The sequence below is a fragment of the Ensifer sp. Root558 genome (assembly GCF_001427045.1).
Lineage (GTDB): Bacteria > Pseudomonadota > Alphaproteobacteria > Rhizobiales > Rhizobiaceae > Ensifer > Ensifer adhaerens.
On record NZ_LMGC01000002.1, the window covers coordinates 112487 to 136054 of the forward strand.

Here is a 23568-nt window from a genome sequence, read left to right on the forward strand (position 1 = left end):
GGCGCCGGTGCGTCTGACGGTGCGCCGAGGCGGTTCTGCCCCGCGGTGGTGCCGGCCAATCTGTCATCAACGGGGTGGTTCCGATGAGTGACAACGAGGTTGCCAGAAAAGTCAAAGTGAGGGTGAAGCCGAAGCTCGATCGGCCGAAGCTTTACAGGGTCATGCTGCTCAATGACGATTACACGCCGCGCGAGTTCGTCGTCGGCGTGCTCAAGGCCGTGTTCCATATGAGCGAGGAGGCGGGCTACCGGGTGATGATGACGGCCCACAAGATGGGGAGCTGCGTGGTGGTCGTCTGCGCCCGCGACATCGCCGAAACCAAGGCCAAGGAAGCAACCGATCTCGCCAAGGAAGCGGGTTTCCCGCTGCTTTTCACCACCGAACCAGAGGACTAGCAGGCCTCATGAATAGTTGGCGGCGGCCGGGGAAATGCCCGGCGGCCATCGGCCTGCCTCATGGCTTCCTGTGCAGGCGAAGCGGCTTGCTCGCTTCGCGCTCGATCGTGCCCTTGGCTTCGAGATCGAGCTGTACAGCCTTTAGCCACCAGCCCGCCTTCGCTCCGCCGGGGAAAAGGTCCTGCGGCAGCAAGGGCAGGAGCTGCTCCTTCGCGTCCGCCACGGTCAGGCCCGGTGCTGAGGGCGGCAGCACCGCGAGCAGGGCTTCACGCATCGCCTCGTATTTCATCCGGTCGACGCGGTACTTGTGGCCGGGCGAGACGATGTTTTCGATCTCGATCTTCTCAGCCTGGGATGCCATTGGCCTCGCCTTTCACATAGTCGATCTTCGGCGCCTTGAATCCCATCGCCGCCCAGGCGGTCAAAAGCCGCCACATGAAGCGGCCCGAATGTGTCTTGTAGCTCGGCAGCGTGTCGGCAAACTCGACGCCGGCCTTGCGATCCTTCGTCATCGTGCGCATTTCGAGCGGCGGCTGTTCGTCCCGGGCAAAACGCTGATTGTAGACGCTCAGCCAGTGACCGCCCTTGAATTCCAGGAACATGGCCGAGTTGCAGCAGCTGGCGATGACCCGGCGCGTCGGCGCTTCCGGCGTCAGCCGGTGTTCGCGCAGAAGGTCGCTGCCCCTGACGCAGCGGATCCGGTCCTTGCGGTAGAGCGCAAACCGCGTCGAGCCGTCGGCTTCCATGACCGGCGACGCCTCCGGCAAGGCCTCGAAACGCTCGCCGGCGGTGCGGCAACTGGTGCAGTAGCAGGCGGCGCCGACGATCGGCTCGCCGGCGGCTTCAAAGGCAACTAACCCGCAGCGGCAGGTGGCAATGCGATGTCTTTCCTGTGGTTTGGCCATGGCCATCTCCTGATCCGACTTCGCGAACTAGACTGGACCGTCCAGTTTGATTTGTCAATCCGACTGGCCTATTCTGTAAGCCAAGTGATTTGGTGAGATACGGCAGGGGGGGGCAGGTTTGAGCAATGGCGCAAAGACGCGCATGGAGCGCACCCGCAAACTGATCGTGGCTGCAGCCAGTGATCTCTTTCTCAAGCACGGCTTTCTCGGCACCAACATGGACGAGATCGCCGCGACGGCGGAGGTCTCGAAGCAGACGGTTTATTCCCATTTCCAGAACAAGGAGGCGCTGTTTCTCGAAGTCGTGCGCAGCATGACGGGGGGAGCAGGCGACGAATTCCAGGAGCAGGTGGCCGATCCCGATGGCGACGAGCGGATCGAGGACTTCCTGCTCGACTATGCCACGCAGTTGCTGACGATCGTGATGACGCCGCGGCTGATGCAGGTTCGCCGTCTCGTCATCGCCGAGGTGGAGCGGTTTCCGCAGCTTGGCGAAGCGCTGCACGAGCGCGGGCCGATGCGCTCGATCCGGCGGCTGGCGGTCGCCTTCAGGCGCTATGGCGAGAAGGGCGACATTCGGGTGAAGGACGCCGAGGTCGCCGGCGGGTTCTTCAACTGGCTGGTCATGGGCGGGCCGGTAAATGACGCCATGCTGCTCGGAGATAGCGCCATTCCGACGCCGGAGGTTCTCCGAGCCCATGCGTCGGAGGCGGTGCGGATCTTTCTGGCGGCCCATAGGCCCGGGTGATGGATGGATACGGACTGTGCTCAGCCGCGCCGCCTTCACGGCAAGTGGGCGTCCCACCATTTGAGCACGCGCATCGCCTTGAGCGTCACCCATCGCGAAGGGGCGTCGACCCCGTCATCGACGTCGAACCACACGCGTCCGGCGGGGCGCCAGTCGAGCGGCCATGCGCCGTTTTCGAGCCGCCTCGAACGCAGATGGCCGATCGCTTCGCTGAGCCGTGGATCAGGTGCCGCACCGCAAAGGAGCGTCGCGGCGCGAAAGTAATCGAGCGCCCGCAGGATGTCGTATCGCCAGCGGCTCGGGTGGCAGAGGCACAGGAAGCGCTTGTCGGCGGCTTCGCCCGTGCTCAGGCGGCGGAAGAGATGGCGCTTGAGCAGATAGTCCTCGCCGGCCCGGCGCGCCACCTTGGACTGTGGCGTGCCACCGGTCGCCCTTTCGAACGCAAGCAAGCCTTCGAGCACGTTGATGGTGGTGGCAAAGGAGGACCGGAGCGAACCGTTTGCCCGTTCGCAGTTCCAGCCGCCATCGGCCTGGGCCTCGCCGACGAGCCTGTCGACGATCCGCGAAACGTCGACGCCGAAATAGGCGCCGTCGGCAACGGTGCGGCCGTTGATGCACTCCTCGACTTCGCCTTGCCAATAGGGCTGGCCGCCTTCGTCCCAGCGCGAATTGGCGCCGATCAGGTCGACGGTTCGTCGGGCCCGATCGGACGAAGGGTCGAGACCGAACTCCCGCAGCTGCGACAGCGAAAAGCACGTTGCCGTCCAGGGCTGGCCGTGCTCGGTCCACTCGTGCGCGTCGAAACCGGCGGGAATGAAGGCGCCTGCCGCCCATTGCCCATCGTCATCCTGATGCGAGAGAAGCCTGGCGCCCCAGCCTTCGGTCTCCACCTTGGCCCGTTCGGCTTTCCATAGAGACTCTGGGGCGTCCAGCAGGTCGCGCATCACCTGCCAGCGAATTGCGGGATCCGATGCGAGAAGCCAGTCAATCACCGGGTCGGTCACGGGCGTGCTCCAGGCTTGTGCCATCGGGTCGATCTGACCCGTTTCGATTGCACAAGCTAGGGCGCGTTCCGGATTGGGGAAGCTAGTCGTTCTTCGAGCCGAACATCTTCTTCAGCATGTCGGCCATTGGGCCGGTTGCCGGAAGCTTCTTCGGCTGGGCGGAATTGCGCGCCTGGCGGATATGTGATTGCGCGCCCTGCTTCTTCGGGCCTTCAGCCTTTTCCGCCTCCGGCTTGCCGCCGGTCGCGAGCGCGATCTTGTTCAGAAGCTGGGAATCCTCGCCGCGCACCAGCATGTCGGCATTGTCGGCGATGGCGTCGAGCAGGGGCACCAGCCAGGCCTGGTCGGCTTTGGCGAAATCGCCGAGCACATGGGCATGCACCAGATCCTTGACGCCGGGATGGCCGATGCCAAGCCGCATGCGGCGATAGTCCTTGCCGCAATGGGCGTCGATCGACTTGATGCCGTTATGCCCACCATGGCCGCCGCCGACCTTGATGCGCGCCTTGGCAGACGGCAGGTCGAGTTCATCATAGATGACGGTGATGTCCTTCGGCTGCAGCTTGTAGAAGCGCATGGCCTCGCCCACCGCTTCGCCGGACAGGTTCATGTAGGTCTGCGGTTTCATCAACAGAACGCGCTCGCCGCCGATGTCGCCCTCGGCGATCTCGGCCTTGAACTTCTTCGACCAGGAGGAAAAGCTGTGCCGGCGGTGAATGACATCAACCGCCATAAAGCCGATATTGTGCCGGTTGGCGGCGTATTTCGAACCTGGATTGCCAAGCCCTACGATGATCAACATGGTGCTGCGCATTCATGATTTCGGGGTGATGCCATCCAAAAACACCGCACCCCCCGGAAGTCAACGCCTATTTCTCCGCCTGCAGGCTGGCATTGGGCTTGAGCCCATATTGCTTGAAGATCACATCCTGGGTGCCGTTGCCGATCAGCCGGTCGAGTTCGTATTGCATGGCGGCGACGATATCGCGGGGAAAGTCGCGATGGCAGGCGATGCCGTAAAGCTTGCCTTCCAGCACCAGCGCGGCCTCCACCGGTTTGCCTTCGCTGCGCATGCTTTCGAAGGTCTTTTCGGACGTCATCAAAAGATCGACCCGGCCGGCGAGCAGCTTTTTCAGGCTGGAGTCGAGATTGGCCGCATAGTCGATCTTGGGGAAGCGGTGCTCCTTGAGATAGGACGCCGAAAAATCCTCGCGCTGCGTGCCCACGGTATATTGGTGCGCGTCCTCCAGCGATGCCGGCGCGATGGCGGATCCGGCCTGCCGGACCATGACCATGTGGTCGATCAGCAGCGGCTCGACCCACTGGAAGTTTCGGTCGCGCTCGGCGTCGTGGCCGGTGGTGAAAACACAATAGGCGGGATCGGTCTCGGCCAGCATGAAAGCCCGCGCCCAGGGTAGAACCTCGATCGTATAGGGCAGCTTCAGGCGCTCCATGATGAGCTTGACCTGGTCGACGGCCGCACCGCTCGGGCCGGCCCCGGTCGAAAAGTTGTAAGGCGGATACTCCTCGGTGACGAACTTGATCGTCTGAGCCTCGGCCGTCGTTGCAAGACCAAGGAATAATGCTGCGATCAGCGCCTTCACATCCTTTCCTCCTCTTCTGCGTCCGCCTTGCGACGGATCTTTTCTATCCCCGGCCTGTGCCCGACCTTAGGCCCTAAAGCTCTCCCGCGCCCCAGGGAACCAGGTGGGTGAACTCATGCCCGCATGCTGGGTGCGGAAGCCGCTTTTGCCTCGGAGTCGCTTTCGAGCATGGCCAGCATCCGGTCGACCGGCATCGGCCGGCTGAAGAGATAGCCCTGGCCGCAATCGACGCCGAGCTTGCGCAGCAGCTGCCACTGTTCCTTCGTCTCGATGCCCTCGGCAACGACGGTGCAGCCCATCTGGTGCGAGATCGTGCGGATGCCCTTGATCAGCATGCGGCTCTTGCGGCGGATATCGGCGGTGCCGGAGCTCAGCGACCGGGTGAAGGACTGGTCGACCTTGACGATATCGACCGGGAAACGGTTGAGATAGCTCAGCGACGAATAGCCGGTGCCGAAATCGTCGAGCGCGATGCGGCAGCCGAATTCGTTGAGCTGCTTCAGCACCGAGTGAACTTCCGGATTGTCGAGCATCAGCACCGCTTCGGTGATCTCGACGACGATCCGGCTCGGCGAGATATGATGCTTCAGAAGCAGGGCCGCGAGCTTGTGCGGCAGCGTCAGTTCGAACTGCAGCGGTGAGAAGTTGACAGCGAGATAGGTGTTCTGGGTGCCGTCGAGCTCGGAGATCGCTGCCAGATGGCGGATTGCCTTTTCAAGGATCTGGTCGCCGATGCGGGCGATCATGCCGGTTTCTTCGGCGATGCCGATGATCTTGCCGGGCGCCATCAGGCCCTTTTCCGGGTGGTTGAGGCGCATCAGCGCCTCGAAGCCGGCGATCTGCCCATCGGCGAGGCTGACGATCGGTTGCAGCCAGGCTTCGAAGTGATCGTCCTTCAGGCCGGCTTCGATGCACTGCTCGATCTCGTGGCGCTCGCGCGAGGCGTCGAGCATGCCGGCGTCGAACACCTGCAGGCCATTCTTGCCGTCGTGCTTGCGCGCATACATCGCCATGTCCGCCTTCAGCAGCAGGTCGGAGGCGTTTTCGGCATGAGTCGGGTAGACGGCGATGCCGACGCTGGCGCTGACGAAAAGCTCGTTGCCGGCGATCGCCATCGGTTCGTGCAGCGCCGTGACGATGCGCTCGCCGATCTCGGCCGCAAGGTTCCCGGCGTTCGGATCGGAAAGCAGGATGGCGAATTCGTCGCCACCGAGCCGGGCCATGATGTCGCCGGGCGGCAGGGCGGCCTGTATGAGCTCGACCGTCTGGCGCAGCACTTCGTCGCCGGCGGCATGGCCGAAATTGTCGTTGATCCACTTGAAGCGGTCGAGGTCGATGAACAGGCAGCCGAGCTGCATGCCGCATTGATCGGCCTCGGTGATCGCCTCGTCGAGCGCGGCCTCGAAACCCTGGCGGTTCAACAGGCCGGTCAGGTGATCGGTGATCGCCTGGGTGTGGTTGCGGCTTTCCGCCTGCTTCAGCGCGGTCACGTCGGTCATGACCGAGAGCGACAGGCTGCTCTCGCCGGTCGCCTTCGTCTCCTGGATCAGCACGGTCATCGCTTCGCCATCCGCCTTGCGGAAGGGAACGGTCACTTCGCGGATGGCGTGATCGGCAACGGCGATCGTCTTGGCGTGGCTGCGATAGGTTTCGTGCCAGTGCGGATCGAAGAAATCGATGAAGTCGCGCCCGACGACGTCGTCGCGGCTGTAGCCGGTCGCCAGCAGCCAATAGTCGCTGACGGCGAGCAGGCGCCCGTCGACATCCAGCGAAAACAGCATCGCCGGCGTCAGGTTGTAGATGTCGGTGACGCGCTCATGGGCGTTCTTCAGCTCGGTCTCTTCGCGCTCGAGGCGGTCCTGCATCTCGTTGAAGTTGGCGGCGAGTGCGCCCATTTCATCGTCGGAGGTCCAGTCGACGCGGTGGCGAGACCCGAGCCGGCGCGTAGCCTCGATCGCGGCGGTCAGGCGCATCAGCGGGCGCATCACCGTAAAGCGATTGCCGACGAGCGCAGCGGCAAAGACGATCGCGACCGCAAAAAGCAGGATGGCGAGAATCGCCAGTTCGTCCTTGCTGAATTGCGACAGCAGACCCGGCGTCGGGACCCTGACTTCGATGCGTCCGACCTCTTTCATGCCATCGACCGACTGATAGGAAATGGGCAGGATGAGGACCCGGTCCTTGGTGCTCGGCAACACGCCGCCCAGCGGCATCTGCGCGAGGATCGATCCGGACTGGTCGCGGATGGTGACGGAGAGGATGTCGGTGCCGTTTATCAGCGAACGGGCGATGTGCTTGATGGCGTCACTGTCAAAGTCCCAGATGGGCTTGCCGAGCGCCTCGGCGCTCGCGGCCATCAACAGTTCGATGTTGTGCAGGCGCTCGCGTGCAATGCGATCGCTGGAGATGCTGAGAAAGAGTGCAAGCAGCGGGGCAATGAAGACGAGCATCGCGCCGCAGACAATCGCAATAAACCGGTTCTCCACGGAGTGCATCATCGCATGCACGCCTCAGAAGCAGCTGCCACCCATCTCATATCAGAATTCTCTTCAGACAAGCCCATTTTCCCCGTCAGAAGAACATCATCAAAATCTTAAATGTTGCTGAAATCGCTTCATGATAATTCGTGGGGCGCGGCATCGATGCGGCCGAGTGCCGGCGGGCAGCCGCCAATGCAAAAAGCCCGCCCCAAACGAATGGGACGGGCTTTCGATGAAGTGCGGCGGGACCGGCTTTCGCCGGTCGCCCAGAGGCCAATCAGGCTTCTGCTTCGCCTTCGGCTTCTTCCTTCACGCCACCGGCCGGTGCAACGATCGTTGCAATGGTGAAGTCGCGATCGGTGATAACCGGGGTCGCGCCCTTCGGCAGCTTGATGTTGGAGATGTGGATGGCGTCGCCGACCTTGAGACCGGAGAGGTCAACGGTCAGGAATTCCGGAATGTCGTTAGCCGAAACGTTGAGTTCGACGTCGTGACGAACGATGTTGAGAACGCCGCCAGCCTTGAGGCCCGGGGACTTCTCTTCGTTTTCGAAGTGAACCGGAACTGCAACGGTAACCTGGCTGTCCTTGGAGACGCGCAGGAAGTCGACATGCATCGTGAAGTCACGGACCGGATCCAGCTGGTAGTCCTTCGGCAGGACGCGGATCTTTTCGCCGTTGACGTCGATGGTTGCGACGGTGGTCATGAAACCGCCGGCGTGGATCTTCATCGTCACTTCCTTGGTGGAGAGCGCGATGGAAAGGGGGGCCTGCTTGTCACCGTAGATGACAGCCGGGATAAGACCGTTGCGACGAAGTTCACGGGAGGACCCCTTACCAACCCGTTCGCGCGTCTCGGCCTTGAGCTCGTAGGATGCGTGGCTCATGGATAGACCTTTCTGTGTCTAATGCTGGAGAGTTCGACCGCCATGCGGAAGAACTGAAGCCGCAAGGACTTCATCCGCGTTGCCTCCAAGGGTGTCTACGCGGACGGGCGCTCCATAGACGAGATCCCCCGCAAATGCAAGCTTTGCCGCGGTTTCAGCTCTTTTTACCGGTGAAACGTGCGAGCGCCAGCATGGCACCGCCGGCAATCAGCCCCCAGAAGGCGCCAGAAACACCGCCGAAGCTGACGCCGGACGCGGTCACCAGGAAGGTGATTGCGGCCGCCTCACGGGTCTTCGGGTCCGTAAAGGCGGCCATGGCGGAGCCGGCGAAGGCACCGACGAGGGCAAGGCCCGCCACAGCCTCGATCAGAATCGACGGCGCAAGGCTGACGAAGGTGGTGACGACGCCGGCAAGCAGGCCGAAGAGAATGTAGAAGGCGCCGGCATTGATCGCCGACCAGTAGCGCCGGTTGCGATCCGGATGGGAATCGCCGCCGGCGCACATGGCGGCCGTGATTGCAGCCAGATTGACCGCATGGCCGCCGAAGGGGGCGCTCAACATCGAAAAGACGCCGGTCGTCGCAAACAGCGGTCCCGGCTCCGGGTGATAGTCGTTGACCTTCAGCACGGCGATGCCGGGAATGTTCTGCGAGGCCATGGTGACGATGAAGAGCGGCAGGGCGATGCTGATCATGGCCGCGACGTTGAACTGCGGCATCACGAATTCCACGGTCGGTACCAGCGCCGAGGAGAGGGCGGAAAAGGCGCCGGCCGGGATTTCGACGCCGAAGGTGATGACCAGCATGAAGGCGATCAGCGCGGCGGGCACTGCATAGAGCTTGTTGATGCTGCCGACGAGTGCCCAGGCGATGAGAATCGGCAGGCCGAAAAGCGGATTGAAGGCGATCGCCTTGACAGGGGCAAAGCAGAGGCTGAGCAGCACGCCGGCCAGCATCGCATTGGCGAGCGGCGCCGGGATGGAGGAGACCAGGCGGCCGAGCGGTTTCCAGAGGCCGGCGACGACGACGAGCAGGCCGCAGACGAGAAAGGCGCCGACAGCGGCATTAAAGCCACCTTCGACGATGCCGGCGCTCGCAAGCAAGGCGGCGCCCGGCGTCGACCAAGCAATGCTGACCGGCAGCCGCGTCACGGCGCTGATGACGATGGCGCAAAGGCCCATGGAGATCGACAGCGCCATCAGCCCGGAGGCTGCCTGCGCTTCGCTGGCGCCGACGCCGATGAGCCCGTGCAGCACGACGGCAAAGGAACTGGCGAAGCCGACGAAGGCGATCAGCAGGCCCATGAACAGGCTCTGGAGCGAAAAGGCACGAAGCATGGCGGCAACCGGCTGTTGTGAGGTTGAGTCGCGGCAATTTGATCCTTTCGCGTAGCACATTCGGGCGCTCTGTCGATATCGGCGGCGTGATCCACCGATCAAACTCGTTGACGGACGCCGGCTCTCGAACCTTCGTCTGGCTGGACCTTCGCGGAAAACGACGGCTATAGTGGCGCCCGTGGATGCGGCTCGCTTGGGAGATCGGCCGTGTCGACATTTCGCCGGACGACGCTTTCAGGGAGGAAGCCGATGGCTGCCGTCAGGGAACATTCGGACTATGTCTACAAGGTTGCGCACCAGCCGTCGGCGGCTGCCAGTTCGCCGATCGCCGCTTCGTGGCGCCGGTGCATGACGCTGCATGGGCTGGCACCTGAGGAGGGGCGTCAGCCGCTCAGACTGTCCGGCATGGAGTTCGAGCTTGCCCGGCAGAGGTCGGCCGAGCTGATCCTGGAAGCGGGCGGTGAACTCGACCGGCTGTTCGCCACCGTCGGCCGGGCCGGCTGCTGCCTGCTTTTGACCGACGACAAGGGCGTGGCGCTGGAACGCCGCGGCGCCGTCGGCGACGATGCCGATTTTCGCGATGTCGGGCTCTGGTCGGGTACGGTCTGGAGCGAGGCAAGCGTCGGCACCAACGGCATCGGCACCGCGATCGCCGACGAGCGCGCCGTCGTCATCCAGCGCGACCAGCATTTCCTCAGCAGCAATATCGGCCTCAGTTGCACCACGGCGCCGATCCGCGACCATCTCGGCAGGTTGGCCGCGGCCATCGATATCTCCACCTGCCGCTCGGACGCCTCCGAAATGACCATGTCGCTCTTGTCGCAGGCGGTGCGCGACGCGGCTGCGCGCATCGAGGCAGGCCTTTTCCGTCGCGCCTTTGCCAGCGCGCGCATCGTGCTGGTCCCGGTCGATCGCGCCGGGCCGGCGCTTCTCGCCGTCGACCGCGACGACCTCGTGCTAGGCGCAACGCGTGCAGCCCGGCAATGGCTCGATCTCGACGACAAACGCATTGCCGCCGGAGTTCCGGCCTCTGACCTTCTGCGGGAAGATACGTCGGGTGATGCCGGCGAGCTTCCCGATGCGGAGCGTGCTGCGCTTCGACGGGTGCTCTCGCGCGCCAACGGCAATGTCTCCATGGCGGCCGATCTGCTCGGCATCAGCCGCGCCACGCTTTACCGCAAGATGAAGCGGCTTCAGGTCAACTGACCGCACAACATTCTCGATCTGCTCCTCACCATAGCCCTCTCCCCGCATACGGGGAGAGGGGACGTGCCTTACGGCGGTCTTCGTGCTTGGGTGACTACGTTGATTGGGACGTGGGGGCTGCCGCTTGCCCCTTCTCCCCGCTCGCGGGGAGAAGGTCCCGGCAGGGGGATGAGGTGCAGCTTCTGATCGTGTCCGTTCCCGTTTGCTGCGTTGCAGCACAGTAGCTGGCGCCTGGCTGTCTCAATTCTGAAACAGATCCCGTCGCGGGCGATCACGCCTCACTATCGAAGACAACCGAACCGCTCCACGCTCCTCCTCACAGCTCCATTGCTGGGTCTCAGGGAGGAATGACCATGTTGCATCAGAAGATCGTCGAAAGCCCGTTCAAACAGAAATACGGCAACTTCATCGGTGGCGAATGGCGCGAGCCGGTGGCCGGCCGCTACTTCGACAATACGACGCCGGTGACCGGCGGTGTGCTTTGCCAGGTGGCGCGCTCGGATGCCGCCGATATCGAGCTGGCGCTCGATGCTGCCCATGCCGTCCGCGAGAAATGGGGCCGCACCTCGGCCGCTGAGCGTTCCAACATCCTGATGAAGATCGCCGGCCGGATGGAGGACAATCTCGAACTGCTGGCGCGGGCCGAGACCTTCGACAACGGCAAACCGATCCGCGAGACCATGGCCGCCGACATTCCGCTTGCCATCGACCATTTCCGCTACTTCGCCGCCTGCATCCGCGCCCAGGAAGGTTCGATCGGCGAGATTGACCATGACACGGTCGCCTATCACTTCCACGAGCCGCTCGGCGTCGTCGGTCAGATCATCCCCTGGAACTTCCCGATCCTGATGGCCGCCTGGAAGCTGGCGCCGGCACTTGCGGCCGGCAACTGCGTCGTGCTGAAACCGGCCGAGCAGACACCGGCGTCGATCCTCGTCTGGGCGGAACTGATCGGCGATCTCCTTCCGGCCGGCGTGCTCAACATCGTCAATGGTTTCGGTCTCGAAGCCGGCAAGCCGCTCGCCACCAGCCCGCGCATCGCCAAGATCGCCTTTACCGGCGAGACGACGACCGGGCGGCTGATCATGCAATATGCCAGCCAGAACCTTATTCCGGTGACGCTGGAGCTCGGCGGCAAGTCGCCGAACATCTTCTTCGCCGATGTGCTCGCCGAAGACGACGACTACTTCGACAAGGCGCTCGAAGGCTTTGCCATGTTCGCGCTGAACCAGGGTGAGGTCTGCACCTGCCCGAGCCGCGCACTGGTGCAGGAGAGCATCTATGACCGCTTCATGGAACGGGCGGTAAAACGCGTCGAGGCGATCCGCCAGGGCAATCCGCTCGACAGCGCCACGATGATCGGCGCGCAGGCGTCGAGCGAACAGCTCGAAAAGATCCTCTCCTACATCGATATCGGCAAACAGGAAGGCGCCGAGGTGCTGACCGGCGGCGGCCGCAATGTGCTCGAAGGCGAGCTGTCGGAAGGCTTCTACGTCAAGCCGACCGTTTTCCGCGGGCATAACAAGATGCGCGTGTTCCAGGAGGAGATCTTCGGGCCTGTCGTTTCGGTCACCACCTTCAAGACCGAGGCCGAAGCGCTGGAGATCGCCAACGACACGCTCTATGGCCTCGGGGCCGGTGTGTGGAGCCGCGATGCCAACCGCTGCTACCGCTTCGGCCGCGAGATCCAGGCCGGGCGTGTGTGGACCAATTGCTATCACGCCTATCCGGCGCATGCGGCCTTCGGCGGCTACAAGCAGTCCGGCATCGGCCGCGAGACGCACAAGATGATGCTCGATCACTACCAGCAGACCAAGAACATGCTGGTGAGCTACAGCCCCAAGGCGCTCGGCTTCTTCTGATCGGATCTGCCTTCCCCGCCGCCTGGGGAAGGCGACAGGAGCGGGAGGGAGGGTGTTCTCCTCCTTTCCCTCTCGCTCGATCAACGGCTGAGGCGTGCTCTCCACCCGCGCCTCAGCCGGCTTTTTGCAGAATGCTCTCGAACAGTGAGGCTCGCGAATGTCCACTGAACTCATAGGATCCAGCGGAATCGGCGAACCCCGCGTGCTTGCAACCGATGCGGCGCTCGGCTTCATCGCCGAAATCCGGCGGGATCACCCCGATATCCTGTTTCACCAGTCCGGTGGCTGCTGCGACGGCTCGTCGCCCATGTGTTATCCGGCCGGTGACTACATCGTCGGCGACAATGACGTGAAGCTCGGCGAGATCGGCGGCGTGCCTGTCTATATCAGCGCCAGCCAGTTCGAAGTGTGGAAACACACGCAACTGATCATCGACGTGGTGCCGGGCAGGGGCGGCATGTTTTCGCTCGACAACGGACGGGAGAGACGTTTCCTGACGCGTTCCCGGCTCTTTGGCAGCGGCGAGGCCTGTGCCGTGGTTTTCCGTGGACGGTGAGCTGCGGAACTATGTCCGCTCCCGCATGACTTTTGCCGCCAGGTCCAGAAAGGCCCGCAGTTTTGGCTGTGTCTGGGCCTTGGCGGGGAAATAGATGAAAAGACCTGGCGACGTCGGCAGATAGGCTTCGAGCACCCGTTCGAGGCGGCCGCTCGCAACGGCGTCGCGCACCGAAAGATCCGGCAGATAGGCAAGCCCGGTGCCGGCCTCCGCCATCTCCATGAGCATCTGAAAATCATTGACGGTGAGGGCGCCCGGAGCATCGACCGAGACGTCGCGCCCCTCGCGCTCGAACTCCCAGCGGTAGATCGTGCCGGATCCCGGATAACGATAGCGGACGGCTTCGTGGCGCGTCACGTCCTCGGGTGTCGACGGCCGCCCGTGCTTGATAAAATAGGAGGGCGAACCGACCACGGCCCACGTGATGTCAGGCGTCAGCCGGACGGCAATCATGTCGCGCTCGACCGCTTCGCCGATGCGCATACCGGCATCGAAGCCATGTTCGGTGATGTCGACGGCCGCATCGTCGATGGAGACTTCGACGGAAACGTCTGGATAGGCCTGGCGAAACCGCGGCAGGAGGGGCGTCAGCACCAGCGGGATGGCCATGCGCGGCACGGTCAGCCGGAGATTGCCCATCGGCCGGTCGCGAAAATCGCCGAGCAACTCATAGGCGTCGGCGATCTCGGTGGCGGCGGGACGTACGCGCTTCAGGAAGGCGAGGCCCGCCTCGGTCAGAGCAACGCGCCGGGTGGTGCGCACGAAAAGCTGGAGGCCGAGACGGGCTTCGAGCGCCCTGATCGTCTGGCTGACGGCATTGGGCGTGACGCCGAGCGTCGCCGCTGCTGCGGTGAAGCTCTTTGCCTCTGCCACCGCCAGAAACTCTCTCAGTCCGTTGAAAGGGTCGTTCGCCATCCGTCGATTATGAAGCAATTCTTCCAAGCCTATCAAGAGAGCGGTGGTTTTTCATAGCAATCCACTTCGGCATGATCTGTCCAACTGCAACCTGTCTTTCAGAGGATGGAGATCGACATGCAATATACGACGCTTGGAAATACCGGTCTGGTGGTTTCGCGCATCGCCTTCGGGGCGATGACGTTTACTGCCGGCGACCGCAGCCTCGGCGCGGTCTACAAGACCGATGCCGAAGCTGCCGACGCCCTCGTCGGGCAGGCGCTCGATGCCGGCATCAATTTCTTCGACACGGCCGACGCCTATGCCTCCGGCCAATCGGAGCGGATCCTGGGTACGGCGCTCAAGTCCCGTCGCGACGAGGTGGTGATCGCCACCAAGGTCGGTTTCCGCACCGGCACGTCGCTCAACCAGGCCGGTCTGTCGCGCCGTCACATTCTCTGGTCGGTTGACGAGAGCCTGAAGCGGCTCGCAACCGACTGGATCGACGCCTATATCGTCCATAAGGAGGATCCGCATACGCCGCTCGAAGAGACGCTTTTAGCGCTCGATGCGGTCGTGCGTTCGGGCAAGGTGCGCTACATCGGCTTTTCGAACTGGTCGGCCTGGAAGGTGGCAGCGGCCCTCGAAATCCAGAAGGCCAACGGACTGGCACCTTTCACCCATGGCCAGATGCACTATTCGCTGCTCGGCCGCGACGTCGAGCGTGACGTCATTCCGATGATGCAGCGCTATGGGTTGGGGCTGACGGTCTGGAGCCCGCTCGCTTCGGGCTTCCTTTCGGGCAAGTACACTCGCGACAATCTCGGCGATCCGGACAACCGCTATTCCGGCTTCGACATTTTGCCCTTCGACAAGGAGCAGGGCTTCAAGCTGGTGGAGCGCATGCGCGGCATCGCCGGCGAACATCGGGCGAGCGTCGCCCAGGTGGCGATCGCCTGGCTGCTTTCGAAGAGGGCGGTGACCAGTGTGCTGCTCGGCGCTTCCAAGCCCCACCAGTTGAAGGACAATCTTGGCGCCGCCGATCTTGCTCTGACGGCGGCGGAGATCTCGGCGCTCGATGCCGAGACCGTGCCGGCGCCTGTCTATCCCAACTGGTTCATCGACAATCTCGTCGACCAGCCGCTGGCCCAGGCGTTCGGGGAGTAACCGCGTCCCGCAACGAAAAACGCCGGCGCGTATGGCGCCGGCGATTTGGAAATTCGGGCGTTCCGGACGACCTCAGTCGAAGAGGCTCGATACCGACTCTTCCTGGCTCGTGCGGCTGATGGCTTCGCCGAGCAGGCCCGCGGTCGAGATGACGCGGATATTGTGGGCTGACTGGACGGCGGTCGTCGGCTGGATCGAGTCGGTGATGACCAGTTCCTTCAGCATCGACGAGGTAACGCGGGCAACCGCGCCGCCGGAAAGAACGCCATGGGTGATGTAGGCGGTGACGCTCGTCGCGCCGTTCTTCAAAAGCGCCTCGGCCGCGTTGCAGAGCGTGCCGCCGGAATCGACGATGTCGTCGATCAGCAGGCAGTCCTTGCCCTTCACGTCGCCGATGACGTTCATGACTTCGGATTCACCCGGACGGTCGCGGCGCTTGTCGACGATCGCCAGCAGACAGTCGAGACGCTTGGCGAGCGCACGGGCGCGCACCACGCCGCCGACGTCCGGCGAAACGACCATGACGTTCTTCAGGTCGTAGTTTTCCTTGACGTCGCGCGCCAGGATCGGGATCGCATAGAGGTTGTCGGTCGGGATGTCGAAGAAGCCCTGGATCTGGCCGGCATGAAGATCGAGGGTCAGCACGCGGTCGGCGCCGGCTTCGGTGATCAAGTTGGAGACCAGCTTGGCGGAGATCGGCGTGCGCGGACCGGGTTTGCGGTCCTGGCGGGCATAGCCGAAATAGGGAAGCACGGCGGTGATCCGGCGAGCGGAGGAGCGGCGCACCGCGTCGATCATGATGAGCAGTTCCATCAGGTGATCGTTGGTGGGAAACGAGGTCGACTGGATGATGAAGACATCCTCGCCGCGTACGTTTTCGCCGATCTCGACGAAGATTTCCTGATCGGCGAAACGGCGTACCGTCGCTTTGCCGAGAGGCAGGTTGAGATAGTTGCAGATCGCTTCGGCCAGAAGCCGGTTCGAATTACCTGCGAAAACCTTCATTGACGGACCGCCTTGAGCTGGCGCGGTCACCGTCCGGTACTTTTCCGGCAGCGGTGTTTTCCGCGCAGATTCCGAGAGCCATTCCAATCGCGGTCATTCTTTGCGGATGGCCGCCGTTCAGAGCTGATCGGCCGCTTTTTAGCGAGACTGAACTTGAATGCAAGGGGAATGCTGCGCCGCGAAGGCCAATATCCTAAAAACTTTGTGTCAACCGGCTTGAGATTGCCGCCATTCGAGATAGGCGTCGATGGTTTTCGTCGCAATTCCCTGCATGGTTGTGTCCGGAACGCCACTCCACAAATCCGTGCCGCCGCCGGAAACCTGATCCTGTCCTTGGATGCGGTGCAGGCGGTTGCCGCTGCCGTCGAGCACGTCCCAGACATAAACGACCGTCGTCTTGTCGCCGTCCTTCAGTGCCGAGAAATAGCCTTTGAGGATATGCTCGCTGCTGGCGTCGGCCGAGCCCTTGATCGTCAGGCCGCGGGCGCGAGCGTCGGCACCGAGCTGTTTGGAAAGCGGTGTCACCGCCTGGACCGGTGCGCCGATGATCGGCAGGAAGCGGATCGTGCCGCTCGCGGCAGCACTTGCCTTCGGCAATGCGGCGACGGTTGGCTGGCTCTGGATTTCTTCGGCTGCGGCCGCCGCCTGCTGGACGGGCGTGTGCTGTATTGGCGCCTGTTCCACCGGTGCCTGGCGGCTCTCGATCGTGTTCTGGACGGGCTCGGAACCGGCGGCAAGCCGGCTTGCCTGTCCCTCGAAGGTGCCGGCCGGATCGGTGTAGGTCGCGTCGCCGGTGGCATAGGCCGTCGGTGTGTTCGACGGAGCCGGCTGAGGCGAATAGGCGGTGGTCTGGCTGACGGGTTCGCGCTGCACCGGCGCCATCGCCGTCTGCGTCGACATGGCGTCGAGGTCGGATTGCGTCACCGGCGGCGAGCGGAAAGTTCCCCCGCCGACGTCAACCTGTGGCGTCAGCATCTCGGTGCTGTTGCAGGCGGCGAGCGCAATGGCGAGGCCAAGAGCTACGATGGGCGTGGTGAGCTTTCGCATGTTCAAACCGTCCGTCCGTTTCTTCGCGGCAGTTTCCTGAAACGTCTCCTGTCGTCTGCCATTACGAACGCAAGTCTAGGCGGATTTCCCTAAGCAGAAATGAAGTCCAGGCCGTAACGCGACAGCGCGCGCGGCGTGTCTGTCGTGGTGAGGTAGGTCTGGCCAAGCGTCATGGCGGTGCCGCTGTCGGAATCCATAATGATCATGTGCACGAACAGCGACATGTTCGGCTCGATCTCCTGGGGATTGCCGAGGTGGAACATCTGCTGCTCCATCCAGGAGGGGGAGAAGCGGGCGCCGAGCGAATAGCCGCAGGCGTTCAGCCGGTGGCGGGCAAGGCCGCGTTCGTCCATGATCCTGGCGTGCACGTCGAAGACGGTGCCGAAGGTGTTGCCGGGGCGAAGCACCATCTCGATCGCCTGGATGGTTTCGCGGCAGGCGCTGTAGAGTTCGCGATGGCGATTGGTCGGCTCGCCGATGACGACGGTGCGCATCATCGCCGCATGATAGTGAGCACTGACGCCGGCCCATTCCAGCGTAAGCTGGTCCTGGCTGTCCAGCAGGCGCCGTCCGGACTTGTAGCGGCAGAGCAGCGCATCGGCGCCGGAGCCGATGATGAACTCGTTGGCCGGATAGTCGCCGCCGCCGGCAAGGATCGTTCCCTGCATCGCGGCCAGAATGTCGGCCTCGTTGCCGCCAGGACGAATGAGGGGCAGGGCGGCATCGAGCGCGTCGTCGGCAAGGCTTGCGGCCTTTTCGACATGGGCGATTTCCGCCTCGCTCTTGATCAGGCGCAGGCGGCCGACCAGATGCGAGGCGTCGATCAGCTCGCCAAAGGTCTGTAGCTGCCGGTCGATCAGCCGCGCGGCGCGGCCGGTCATGCCGTGGGTGTCGTATTCGATGCCGATGCGGCAGCCGAGCAGGTCGAGTTCGCTCAAGAGGTTCTTGAGATCCATGGTCGGGTCGGCATTGGCCCGGTCGACCCAGATCTCGATACGCTCGATGTTCGATGTATGACGGGCCTGGCGCAGGTCGGCCGAGCGCGTCAAAAGCACCATCGAGCCGTCCTTCTTGACGACCAGCGTCTGGAAGAAGCAGTAGCCGAAGGTGTCGTAGCCGGTCAGCCAGTACATGCTCTCCTGGGCGAAAAGCAGCACCGCGTCCAGCTTCTCCTCGCGCATCTTCTCCGTCAGCCGCTCGAGACGGCTTGCATATTCTTCCTGGGCAAAGTGAAGCGCCATGTCAGGTCCCTCGTATGCAAATGGCGGAAATCTGTCGGCCGTAGTCCGGTTCCTGCCTGTGGGTCGTGCGCCGATAGGAGAAGAAACGCTCCTCGTCGGCATAGGTGCAGATGTCGAGATTCTCGGCGGCAACGCCCGCTTCGACCAGCCGTTTGATCGTCAGCCCTGGCAGGTCGAACATGGCATGGCCGTCGCGCTCCGAAGGCCGGAAGAAAGTGGCGTAGCTTTCGTTCGCCGCGACGAAGCGTTCTACGAACTCGGAGCCGACCTCATAGTTCCGACGGCTGATCGACGGGCCGAGGCAGGCGACGATGCGCTCGCGCTGCGCGCCGAGCGAAACCATCGTGTCGATGGTGCTTTCGAGCACGCCACCGAGCGCGCCCTTCCAGCCGGCATGCGCGGCACCGATGACGTTGGCTTCGGCATCGGCAAAGAGGATGGGGCCGCAATCGGCCGAGAGCACGCCGAGCACGATGCCCGGCGTTGCCGTCACCAGCGCATCGGCCTCGGGGCGGGCGCCGTCGTAGCTTTCGTCGACCACCACGGCGTCTGGGGAATGGACTTGGTGCACGGTCGCCAGGCGCTCTGGCGAGGCGCCGAACCAGCGGGCGACGCGGGCGCGGTTCTCGTTGACATGGGTACGCTCGTCCTTGGAGCCAAGCCCGACATTGAGGCCGCGATAGATCCCTTCGGAAACGCCGCCTGTTCGGGTGAAATAGCCATGGGCGATTGCCGGTCCGGCCTTCTCGCTGAAAAGCGAGCTTTGCACAGGAGAGAGCGCGGCGTCATGCTGCATTGGTATATTCGCCTTTGCTTTATCAGGAAAATCAATGGGTTTGGGCGCGCGCTCCGGCCCGGCGACTGGCTCTTGATTTGCCGGCGCGATGTTGACCCGCGACGGCAGGGCTGTCAATTCCCGAACGGCAGGGGTGCCGTCGGGTGGAGGTTCAAGCCTTCGGTTTGCGGAACGGCGAGAGCGGCACCGGCGGGCTGCTGACGGCCAGGACCTTGAACAGTTCGCCCATCTTTCCGGCGCCTGCGCCGGCAAGCCTCTCGACGTCCTGGCGGATGGTTTCCTGCGTCAGCGCATCCTTGTCGCGGCCAAGGGCCGCGGCGCGTTCCAGAAGACCGAGGCCGACCAAAAAATCGCCCTGGTGGGCAAGACCGTTGATCTGCACATCGTCCGTCTTGGCGCGGCGGGCGAGTTGCTCGAAATCGACGTGGCTGGTGAGATCGGCGCGGCCGGGGCTGGCGAGCGGCGGATCGTATTCGTGATCGCGCACGGCCTGCAGCGTATCGCCATAGCCGGTGGCCATATGGCCATAGTCGATGATCACGGCGGTGCCGCCGCTGATCTTCAACCGTTCGCAGAGGGCCGACATGACAGCGTCGCGGGCGGGAGCAATCTCGAAGATCGTGCCTTCGGCAACACCCTGCGCCGGCGTCGGAAGAAGCTCGGGATCGATGCCGGCAACGCCGGCGGCAAAGGTCAGTTCGTCCGTGGCATCAAGCCCGACCATGCGCTCGCGGAAGCCTTGCGCCGTGCGCACGAACTGCCGGATCGGAATGGCGTCGAAAAGCTCGTTGGCGGCAAGCAGCAGGAAGCCTTCCGGCAGGGTCTCGAAGCTCGTGTGCCATTCGACCTTGTGACCATGGGCGGCGAGCGTTTCCGACTGCACCTTACGCAGCCGTTCGCTGGTTTCGACGAGATGCACGCCGGCGGAAGCATAGAGATCAGGTGCCAGGCGGCGCACGACGCGCAGCATGTCGGCCATCATCGTGCCGCGGCCGGGGCCGATTTCAGCAATCACGGCGCCCTCAGGCTTGCCGTGCTGCTGCCAGGCATGGACGAGGAAGATGCCGATCATCTCGCCGAAGAGCTGGCTGATCTCCGGCGCCGTGGTGAAGTCGCCTTCCTTGCCGAAGGGCTCGTGCACACGGTAGTAGCCGTGCTCCGGATCCGCCAGGCAAAGCGAGAAATAATCGGTGACGCTGATCGGCCCGTGGGTCTTGATCAGCGCCTTGATCTTGTCCGCAAGTGGTGTCGTCATGCCTTCGTCCAATTCGCGGGGCGGCGGCCGGAATAGCCGCGCGCCCTTGCCCCATCCGCTCTCAGGTGGCTGCGCGCCGCGCCCGGGCAATGGCCCAGATGCCGGCGAGCGCCATTGGCAGCGACAAAAGCATGCCCATGGTCAGCCAGCCACCGACAAGATAGCCGATCTGCGCGTCCGGTTCGCGGAAGAATTCGACGAAAATGCGGCTCAGGGCATAGCCGAGCACGAAGATGCCGGTGACGAGCCCCGGGGATTTCAACGCGTGACGACGATAGATGAACCAGGCGAGGACGGAGAGCAGGACGATACCTTCAAGGGCGGCCTCGTAGAGCTGGCTCGGGTGGCGGGCGAACGGACCGCCGGTCGGGAATACGATCGCCCAGGGCATCGACGAGAGGCGGCCCCAGAGTTCGCCGTTGATGAAGTTGGCGATACGACCGAAGAACAGGCCGATCGGGACGACGGCGGCGACAATGTCGAACAGGCTCCAGATGGCGATCTTGTTCTTGCGCGCAAACAGGATCATGGCGAGTGTCGTGCCGAGGAAGCCGCCGTGGAACGACATGCCGCCGTTCCAGATTTCCAGCGCGCGGATCGGATTGGCGAGCACTGAGCCGAGATCGTAGAAGAGAATGTAGCCGATGCGGCCGCCGAGCACGATGCCGCCGGCGGCCCACAGCAGGAAGTCGTCGAGCTGCTGCAGCGTGATGGCCGGCTTGTCGTCCCGCCAGAGCGAGGCGTTCATCGCCAGGCGCCGGGCGTAGAACCAGCCGAGCAGAATGCCCGCCACATAGGCGAGCCCGTACCAGTGGATGGCCAGCGGGCCGATCTGGACGATAACGGGGTCGATTTCGGGGAAGGGGAGGATGGCGAGGCGGGTCGCTAATGTTTCCAATTTATTGTTCTCGTGCCGGGCCGGTTGTTTCGGCGGACCATGGCGAGCGATTTCACCTCGGTCAAGGGCGGCAATGCGCGCCCCGGACACAGGGTCGTGAAGGGAGCCGTGATGGCGCGCGTGATTTTTCTTGCATCGCGCGGCCGGTGACCCTACCTGAAACCCATGGACCGCATCGCGCCTTTAGAGGCGATGGCTGATATGGAGATCGCGACGATGAGCACAGGCACCAACCGCATCCTGGATGACTTTGCCAAGCTGATGACCGATGCTGCCGGCGCCGCTCAAGGCGTGCGCCGCGAGGTTGAAACGGCCTTCCGGGCGCAGGCGGAGCGGGCGCTGAATTCGCTCGACGTCGTCAAGCGCGAAGAGTTCGAAATGGTCAAGGAAATGGCCATCAAGGCGCGCGAGGAAAACGATGCGCTTCTGGCCCGTATTGAGGCTCTCGAAGCGCGTCTCGTCGATACGGGCAAGTAACGCGATTCCCTTGAAATAACGGCATTTCAGCGTTTTTACTTCGCCCGCGGACCTCATCTGCGGGCGTTTTGCTGTGGTTCAGCCGCATAGGTCTGAAACGGCATGATGGGTGGTTAATAAAACCTGAAAAGTTTTCCACCTGTGGACACTGCCAAAAAACCCTTATGGCAGAGTCAGTTAAGCTCAACCGCTTCATTCACATGACAACGTGGACGCGATTGTTCACGGCTATTTTTGGGCCGAGGGGCTGGCAGCCTGACTCCGCCATTATACACTGATTTTAAATGATGATTCGAAACGAACCACTTAAGCTCCGGGCAGGGTAAGTCAGCCAGGATGGATGTGAGTTCAGCAATCATACGTGTTTGTAATCGGTGTTGGGTTTGCGGCGTTGCGTCTTGTGAGCGTGATGACGCATGCCCGTGCCACACCTATGCAGGGTGATGCATGAGCCTTTTGGAAATGGAAGTCGAGCGCCAATCCAACCCGGTCGATATGATCGAGTTCGTGGCTGCCAATAACGACTGGTCGTTCGAACGATCCGGCGAAGACGAAATCGCCATGACGGTCGAAGGCAAGTGGGCGGACTACCACGTTTCCTTCTCCTGGATGGAGGAATTCGAGGCGCTGCACCTGGCCTGTGCCTTCGACATCAAGGTGTCGGAAAGCCGGGTCAACGAAGTCATCCGTCTGCTCTCCCATATCAATGGGCAGGTTTTGATGGGCCACTTCGATCTGTGGCGCCAGGAGGAAGTGGTGATCTTCCGCCAGTCGCTGCTGCTTGCCGGCGGCGCCGAGCCCACCAACCAGCAGGTCGAAGTTCTGCTTTCGAGCGCACTCGACGCTTGCGAATCCTATTATCAGGCGTTTCAATTCGTCGTCTGGTCCGGCATGGACGCGCAGCGCGCCGTCGATGCCGTCCTGTTCGAAACGGTTGGAGAAGCCTGATCATGACGAACGCCGCTTCCGGTCCCATCGTGCTCGTCGGCGCCGGCAATATGGGCGGCGCCATGCTTTCGGGCTGGCTGAAGAGCGGCGTTAAAGGCGCAGACGTTCTCGTCGTCGATCCCGGCCCGCCGCCGGCCATGGCGCAGCTGATCTCCGACAACGGCGTGACGCATGCGACCTCGGTACCGTTGGGTGTCCAGGCGGGTGTGATCTTCCTTGCGGTCAAGCCGCAGGTGATGGACGCCGTCTTGCCGCCGCTGAAATCTCTCGTCGGCCCGGATACCGTCATCGTTTCGGTTGCTGCAGGCAAGACGCTTTCCTTCATCGAAGCCCATCTCGGTGCCGCGGCGACCGTGCGCGCCATGCCGAATACCCCGGCCATGATCGGCCGCGGCGTCACCGGCGCCTTTGCCAATGCCCGCGTCAGCGATCAGCAGCGCGCTCACGTTCATGATCTCCTGAAGGTCAGCGGTCCGGTCGAATGGGTCCGCACCGAAGCCGAGATCGATGCCGTCACCGCCGTTTCGGGCAGCGGTCCGGCCTATGTCTTCTACCTCGTCGAATGCATGGCCGAGGCGGGCCGCAAGGCCGGCCTTGAGGCGGACCTCGCCATGCGGCTCGCGCGGGAAACCGTCGCTGGGGCTGGCGAACTTTTGCACCAGTCGCCTGACGAAGCCGCGCGGCTGCGCCAGAACGTGACCTCGCCCGGCGGCACGACGGCTGCGGCACTGTCCGTGCTGATGGCCGACGACGGCATGCAGCCGCTGTTTGACAAGGCGATCGCTGCGGCGCGCAAGCGCGCGGAAGAACTCGCAGGCTGAATATTGAATGCGGCTGGCCCCATGTTGGGCCGGCATG

At 63.2% G+C, this 23568-nt stretch carries 24 protein-coding genes; 9 read left to right on the forward strand and 15 right to left on the reverse strand.

Features of this window, described 5'->3' with window-relative positions:
* Positions 1-83: 83 nt before the first annotated feature.
* Complete coding sequence (gene clpS, locus ASD63_RS06480; protein WP_034788786.1) at positions 84-395, forward strand: ATP-dependent Clp protease adapter ClpS; 312 nt, start codon at positions 84-86, stop codon at positions 393-395.
* Positions 396-453: 58 nt separating this feature from the next.
* Here clpS and ASD63_RS06485 read toward each other — a convergent pair whose 3' ends face one another.
* Positions 454-756 (reverse strand): hypothetical protein, encoded by a 303-nt coding sequence (locus ASD63_RS06485; protein ID WP_034788781.1) that lies wholly within the window; start codon positions 754-756, stop codon positions 454-456.
* The gene (locus ASD63_RS06490) at positions 740-1300 is read right to left on the reverse strand and encodes a hypothetical protein (RefSeq protein WP_034788778.1); all 561 of its coding nucleotides are present in this window, start codon (positions 1298-1300) and stop codon (positions 740-742) included. Before ASD63_RS06490 ends, ASD63_RS06485 begins: the two co-directional genes overlap by 17 nt.
* Before the next feature lie 118 nt (positions 1301-1418).
* On the opposite strand from ASD63_RS06490, the gene ASD63_RS06495 reads away from it, so the two are divergent.
* On the forward strand, positions 1419-2048 hold the full coding sequence (locus tag ASD63_RS06495; protein ID WP_034788776.1) for a TetR/AcrR family transcriptional regulator: 630 nt from the start codon (positions 1419-1421) through the stop codon (positions 2046-2048).
* A gap of 35 nt (positions 2049-2083) precedes the next feature.
* Here the strand turns inward: ASD63_RS06495 and ASD63_RS06500 are convergent, their stop codons facing one another.
* The 6 genes from ASD63_RS06500 to ASD63_RS06525 form a co-directional block, all read right to left on the reverse strand.
* Positions 2084-3076, reverse strand: a complete 993-nt coding sequence (locus tag ASD63_RS06500; RefSeq protein WP_060518718.1) for a hypothetical protein — start codon at positions 3074-3076, stop codon at positions 2084-2086.
* 58 nt (positions 3077-3134) lie between these two features.
* Positions 3135-3854 carry an aminoacyl-tRNA hydrolase gene (pth, locus tag ASD63_RS06505; RefSeq protein ID WP_034789041.1) on the reverse strand — a complete coding sequence of 240 codons (720 nt, stop codon included), beginning with the start codon at positions 3852-3854 and terminating at the stop codon, positions 3135-3137.
* A 67-nt stretch (positions 3855-3921) separates the two neighbouring features.
* On the reverse strand, positions 3922-4656 hold the full coding sequence (locus ASD63_RS06510; RefSeq protein WP_034788770.1) for a transporter substrate-binding domain-containing protein: 735 nt from the start codon (positions 4654-4656) through the stop codon (positions 3922-3924).
* A 113-nt stretch (positions 4657-4769) separates the two neighbouring features.
* Positions 4770-7154, reverse strand: coding sequence for an EAL domain-containing protein (locus ASD63_RS06515; RefSeq protein ID WP_034788767.1), 2385 nt, complete (start codon positions 7152-7154; stop codon positions 4770-4772).
* A gap of 259 nt (positions 7155-7413) precedes the next feature.
* Complete coding sequence (locus ASD63_RS06520; protein WP_034788765.1) at positions 7414-8022, reverse strand: 50S ribosomal protein L25/general stress protein Ctc; 609 nt, start codon at positions 8020-8022, stop codon at positions 7414-7416.
* 154 nt (positions 8023-8176) lie between these two features.
* Positions 8177-9358: a benzoate/H(+) symporter BenE family transporter gene (locus tag ASD63_RS06525; protein WP_034788762.1), complete on the reverse strand. Its 1182-nt coding sequence runs from the start codon at positions 9356-9358 to the stop codon at positions 8177-8179.
* A gap of 249 nt (positions 9359-9607) precedes the next feature.
* On the opposite strand from ASD63_RS06525, the gene ASD63_RS06530 reads away from it, so the two are divergent.
* The 3 genes from ASD63_RS06530 (at position 9608) to ASD63_RS06540 (ending at position 12982) form a co-directional block, all read left to right on the forward strand.
* On the forward strand, positions 9608-10564 hold the full coding sequence (locus tag ASD63_RS06530; RefSeq protein WP_034788760.1) for a helix-turn-helix domain-containing protein: 957 nt from the start codon (positions 9608-9610) through the stop codon (positions 10562-10564).
* Positions 10565-10917: 353 nt separating this feature from the next.
* Positions 10918-12426 (forward strand): aldehyde dehydrogenase, encoded by a 1509-nt coding sequence (gene adh / locus ASD63_RS06535; protein WP_034788758.1) that lies wholly within the window; start codon positions 10918-10920, stop codon positions 12424-12426.
* A gap of 157 nt (positions 12427-12583) precedes the next feature.
* Entirely contained in the window at positions 12584-12982 is a 399-nt protein-coding gene (locus ASD63_RS06540; protein WP_034788755.1) for a DUF779 domain-containing protein, read from the forward strand.
* 9 nt (positions 12983-12991) lie between these two features.
* On the opposite strand, the gene ASD63_RS06545 is transcribed toward ASD63_RS06540, so the two are convergent.
* Complete coding sequence (locus ASD63_RS06545) at positions 12992-13897, reverse strand: LysR family transcriptional regulator (protein WP_034788752.1); 906 nt, start codon at positions 13895-13897, stop codon at positions 12992-12994.
* Positions 13898-14014: 117 nt separating this feature from the next.
* On the opposite strand from ASD63_RS06545, the gene ASD63_RS06550 reads away from it, so the two are divergent.
* On the forward strand, positions 14015-15043 hold the full coding sequence (locus ASD63_RS06550; protein ID WP_034789039.1) for an aldo/keto reductase: 1029 nt from the start codon (positions 14015-14017) through the stop codon (positions 15041-15043).
* Positions 15044-15115: 72 nt separating this feature from the next.
* Here ASD63_RS06550 and ASD63_RS06555 read toward each other — a convergent pair whose 3' ends face one another.
* From ASD63_RS06555 to lgt, 6 genes are all read right to left on the reverse strand, one after another.
* On the reverse strand, positions 15116-16048 hold the full coding sequence (locus ASD63_RS06555; RefSeq protein WP_034788749.1) for a ribose-phosphate pyrophosphokinase: 933 nt from the start codon (positions 16046-16048) through the stop codon (positions 15116-15118).
* Positions 16049-16255: 207 nt separating this feature from the next.
* Positions 16256-17095 (reverse strand): hypothetical protein, encoded by an 840-nt coding sequence (locus ASD63_RS06560; protein ID WP_034788747.1) that lies wholly within the window; start codon positions 17093-17095, stop codon positions 16256-16258.
* A gap of 89 nt (positions 17096-17184) precedes the next feature.
* The gene (locus ASD63_RS06565) at positions 17185-18336 is read right to left on the reverse strand and encodes a Xaa-Pro peptidase family protein (RefSeq protein ID WP_034788744.1); all 1152 of its coding nucleotides are present in this window, start codon (positions 18334-18336) and stop codon (positions 17185-17187) included.
* A gap of 1 nt (position 18337) precedes the next feature.
* The gene (gene pgeF, locus ASD63_RS06570) at positions 18338-19132 is read right to left on the reverse strand and encodes a peptidoglycan editing factor PgeF (protein WP_034788741.1); all 795 of its coding nucleotides are present in this window, start codon (positions 19130-19132) and stop codon (positions 18338-18340) included.
* A gap of 151 nt (positions 19133-19283) precedes the next feature.
* On the reverse strand, positions 19284-20387 hold the full coding sequence (locus tag ASD63_RS06575) for a class I SAM-dependent methyltransferase (protein ID WP_034789036.1): 1104 nt from the start codon (positions 20385-20387) through the stop codon (positions 19284-19286).
* Positions 20388-20448: 61 nt separating this feature from the next.
* On the reverse strand, positions 20449-21285 hold the full coding sequence (gene lgt, locus ASD63_RS06580) for a prolipoprotein diacylglyceryl transferase (protein WP_034788738.1): 837 nt from the start codon (positions 21283-21285) through the stop codon (positions 20449-20451).
* Between the two features lie 216 nt (positions 21286-21501).
* On the opposite strand from lgt, the gene ASD63_RS06585 reads away from it, so the two are divergent.
* The 3 genes from ASD63_RS06585 (at position 21502) to proC (ending at position 23531) form a co-directional block, all read left to right on the forward strand.
* On the forward strand, positions 21502-21762 hold the full coding sequence (locus tag ASD63_RS06585; protein WP_034789034.1) for an accessory factor UbiK family protein: 261 nt from the start codon (positions 21502-21504) through the stop codon (positions 21760-21762).
* Between the two features lie 447 nt (positions 21763-22209).
* Positions 22210-22710: a YbjN domain-containing protein gene (locus ASD63_RS06590; RefSeq protein WP_034788736.1), complete on the forward strand. Its 501-nt coding sequence runs from the start codon at positions 22210-22212 to the stop codon at positions 22708-22710.
* A gap of 2 nt (positions 22711-22712) precedes the next feature.
* Positions 22713-23531 (forward strand): pyrroline-5-carboxylate reductase, encoded by an 819-nt coding sequence (gene proC / locus ASD63_RS06595; RefSeq protein WP_034788732.1) that lies wholly within the window; start codon positions 22713-22715, stop codon positions 23529-23531.
* Positions 23532-23568 lie beyond the last annotated feature (37 nt).

Coding starts and splice junctions, on each gene's coding strand:
- clpS (WP_034788786.1), top strand. CDS start 84: ATGAGTGACAACGAGGTTGCCAGAAAAGTCAAAGTGAGGGTGAAGCCG.
- ASD63_RS06485 (WP_034788781.1), bottom strand. CDS start 756: ATGGCATCCCAGGCTGAGAAGATCGAGATCGAAAACATCGTCTCGCCC.
- ASD63_RS06490 (WP_034788778.1), bottom strand. CDS start 1,300: ATGGCCAAACCACAGGAAAGACATCGCATTGCCACCTGCCGCTGCGGG.
- ASD63_RS06500 (WP_060518718.1), bottom strand. CDS start 3,076: ATGGCACAAGCCTGGAGCACGCCCGTGACCGACCCGGTGATTGACTGG.
- pth (WP_034789041.1), bottom strand. CDS start 3,854: ATGTTGATCATCGTAGGGCTTGGCAATCCAGGTTCGAAATACGCCGCC.
- ASD63_RS06515 (WP_034788767.1), bottom strand. CDS start 7,154: ATGATGCACTCCGTGGAGAACCGGTTTATTGCGATTGTCTGCGGCGCG.
- ASD63_RS06520 (WP_034788765.1), bottom strand. CDS start 8,022: ATGAGCCACGCATCCTACGAGCTCAAGGCCGAGACGCGCGAACGGGTT.
- ASD63_RS06525 (WP_034788762.1), bottom strand. CDS start 9,358: ATGCTTCGTGCCTTTTCGCTCCAGAGCCTGTTCATGGGCCTGCTGATC.
- ASD63_RS06530 (WP_034788760.1), top strand. CDS start 9,608: ATGGCTGCCGTCAGGGAACATTCGGACTATGTCTACAAGGTTGCGCAC.
- adh (WP_034788758.1), top strand. CDS start 10,918: ATGTTGCATCAGAAGATCGTCGAAAGCCCGTTCAAACAGAAATACGGC.
- ASD63_RS06540 (WP_034788755.1), top strand. CDS start 12,584: ATGTCCACTGAACTCATAGGATCCAGCGGAATCGGCGAACCCCGCGTG.
- ASD63_RS06545 (WP_034788752.1), bottom strand. CDS start 13,897: ATGGCGAACGACCCTTTCAACGGACTGAGAGAGTTTCTGGCGGTGGCA.
- ASD63_RS06550 (WP_034789039.1), top strand. CDS start 14,015: ATGCAATATACGACGCTTGGAAATACCGGTCTGGTGGTTTCGCGCATC.
- ASD63_RS06555 (WP_034788749.1), bottom strand. CDS start 16,048: ATGAAGGTTTTCGCAGGTAATTCGAACCGGCTTCTGGCCGAAGCGATC.
- ASD63_RS06560 (WP_034788747.1), bottom strand. CDS start 17,095: ATGCGAAAGCTCACCACGCCCATCGTAGCTCTTGGCCTCGCCATTGCG.
- ASD63_RS06565 (WP_034788744.1), bottom strand. CDS start 18,336: ATGGCGCTTCACTTTGCCCAGGAAGAATATGCAAGCCGTCTCGAGCGG.
- pgeF (WP_034788741.1), bottom strand. CDS start 19,132: ATGCAGCATGACGCCGCGCTCTCTCCTGTGCAAAGCTCGCTTTTCAGC.
- ASD63_RS06575 (WP_034789036.1), bottom strand. CDS start 20,387: ATGACGACACCACTTGCGGACAAGATCAAGGCGCTGATCAAGACCCAC.
- ASD63_RS06585 (WP_034789034.1), top strand. CDS start 21,502: ATGAGCACAGGCACCAACCGCATCCTGGATGACTTTGCCAAGCTGATG.
- ASD63_RS06590 (WP_034788736.1), top strand. CDS start 22,210: ATGAGCCTTTTGGAAATGGAAGTCGAGCGCCAATCCAACCCGGTCGAT.
- proC (WP_034788732.1), top strand. CDS start 22,713: ATGACGAACGCCGCTTCCGGTCCCATCGTGCTCGTCGGCGCCGGCAAT.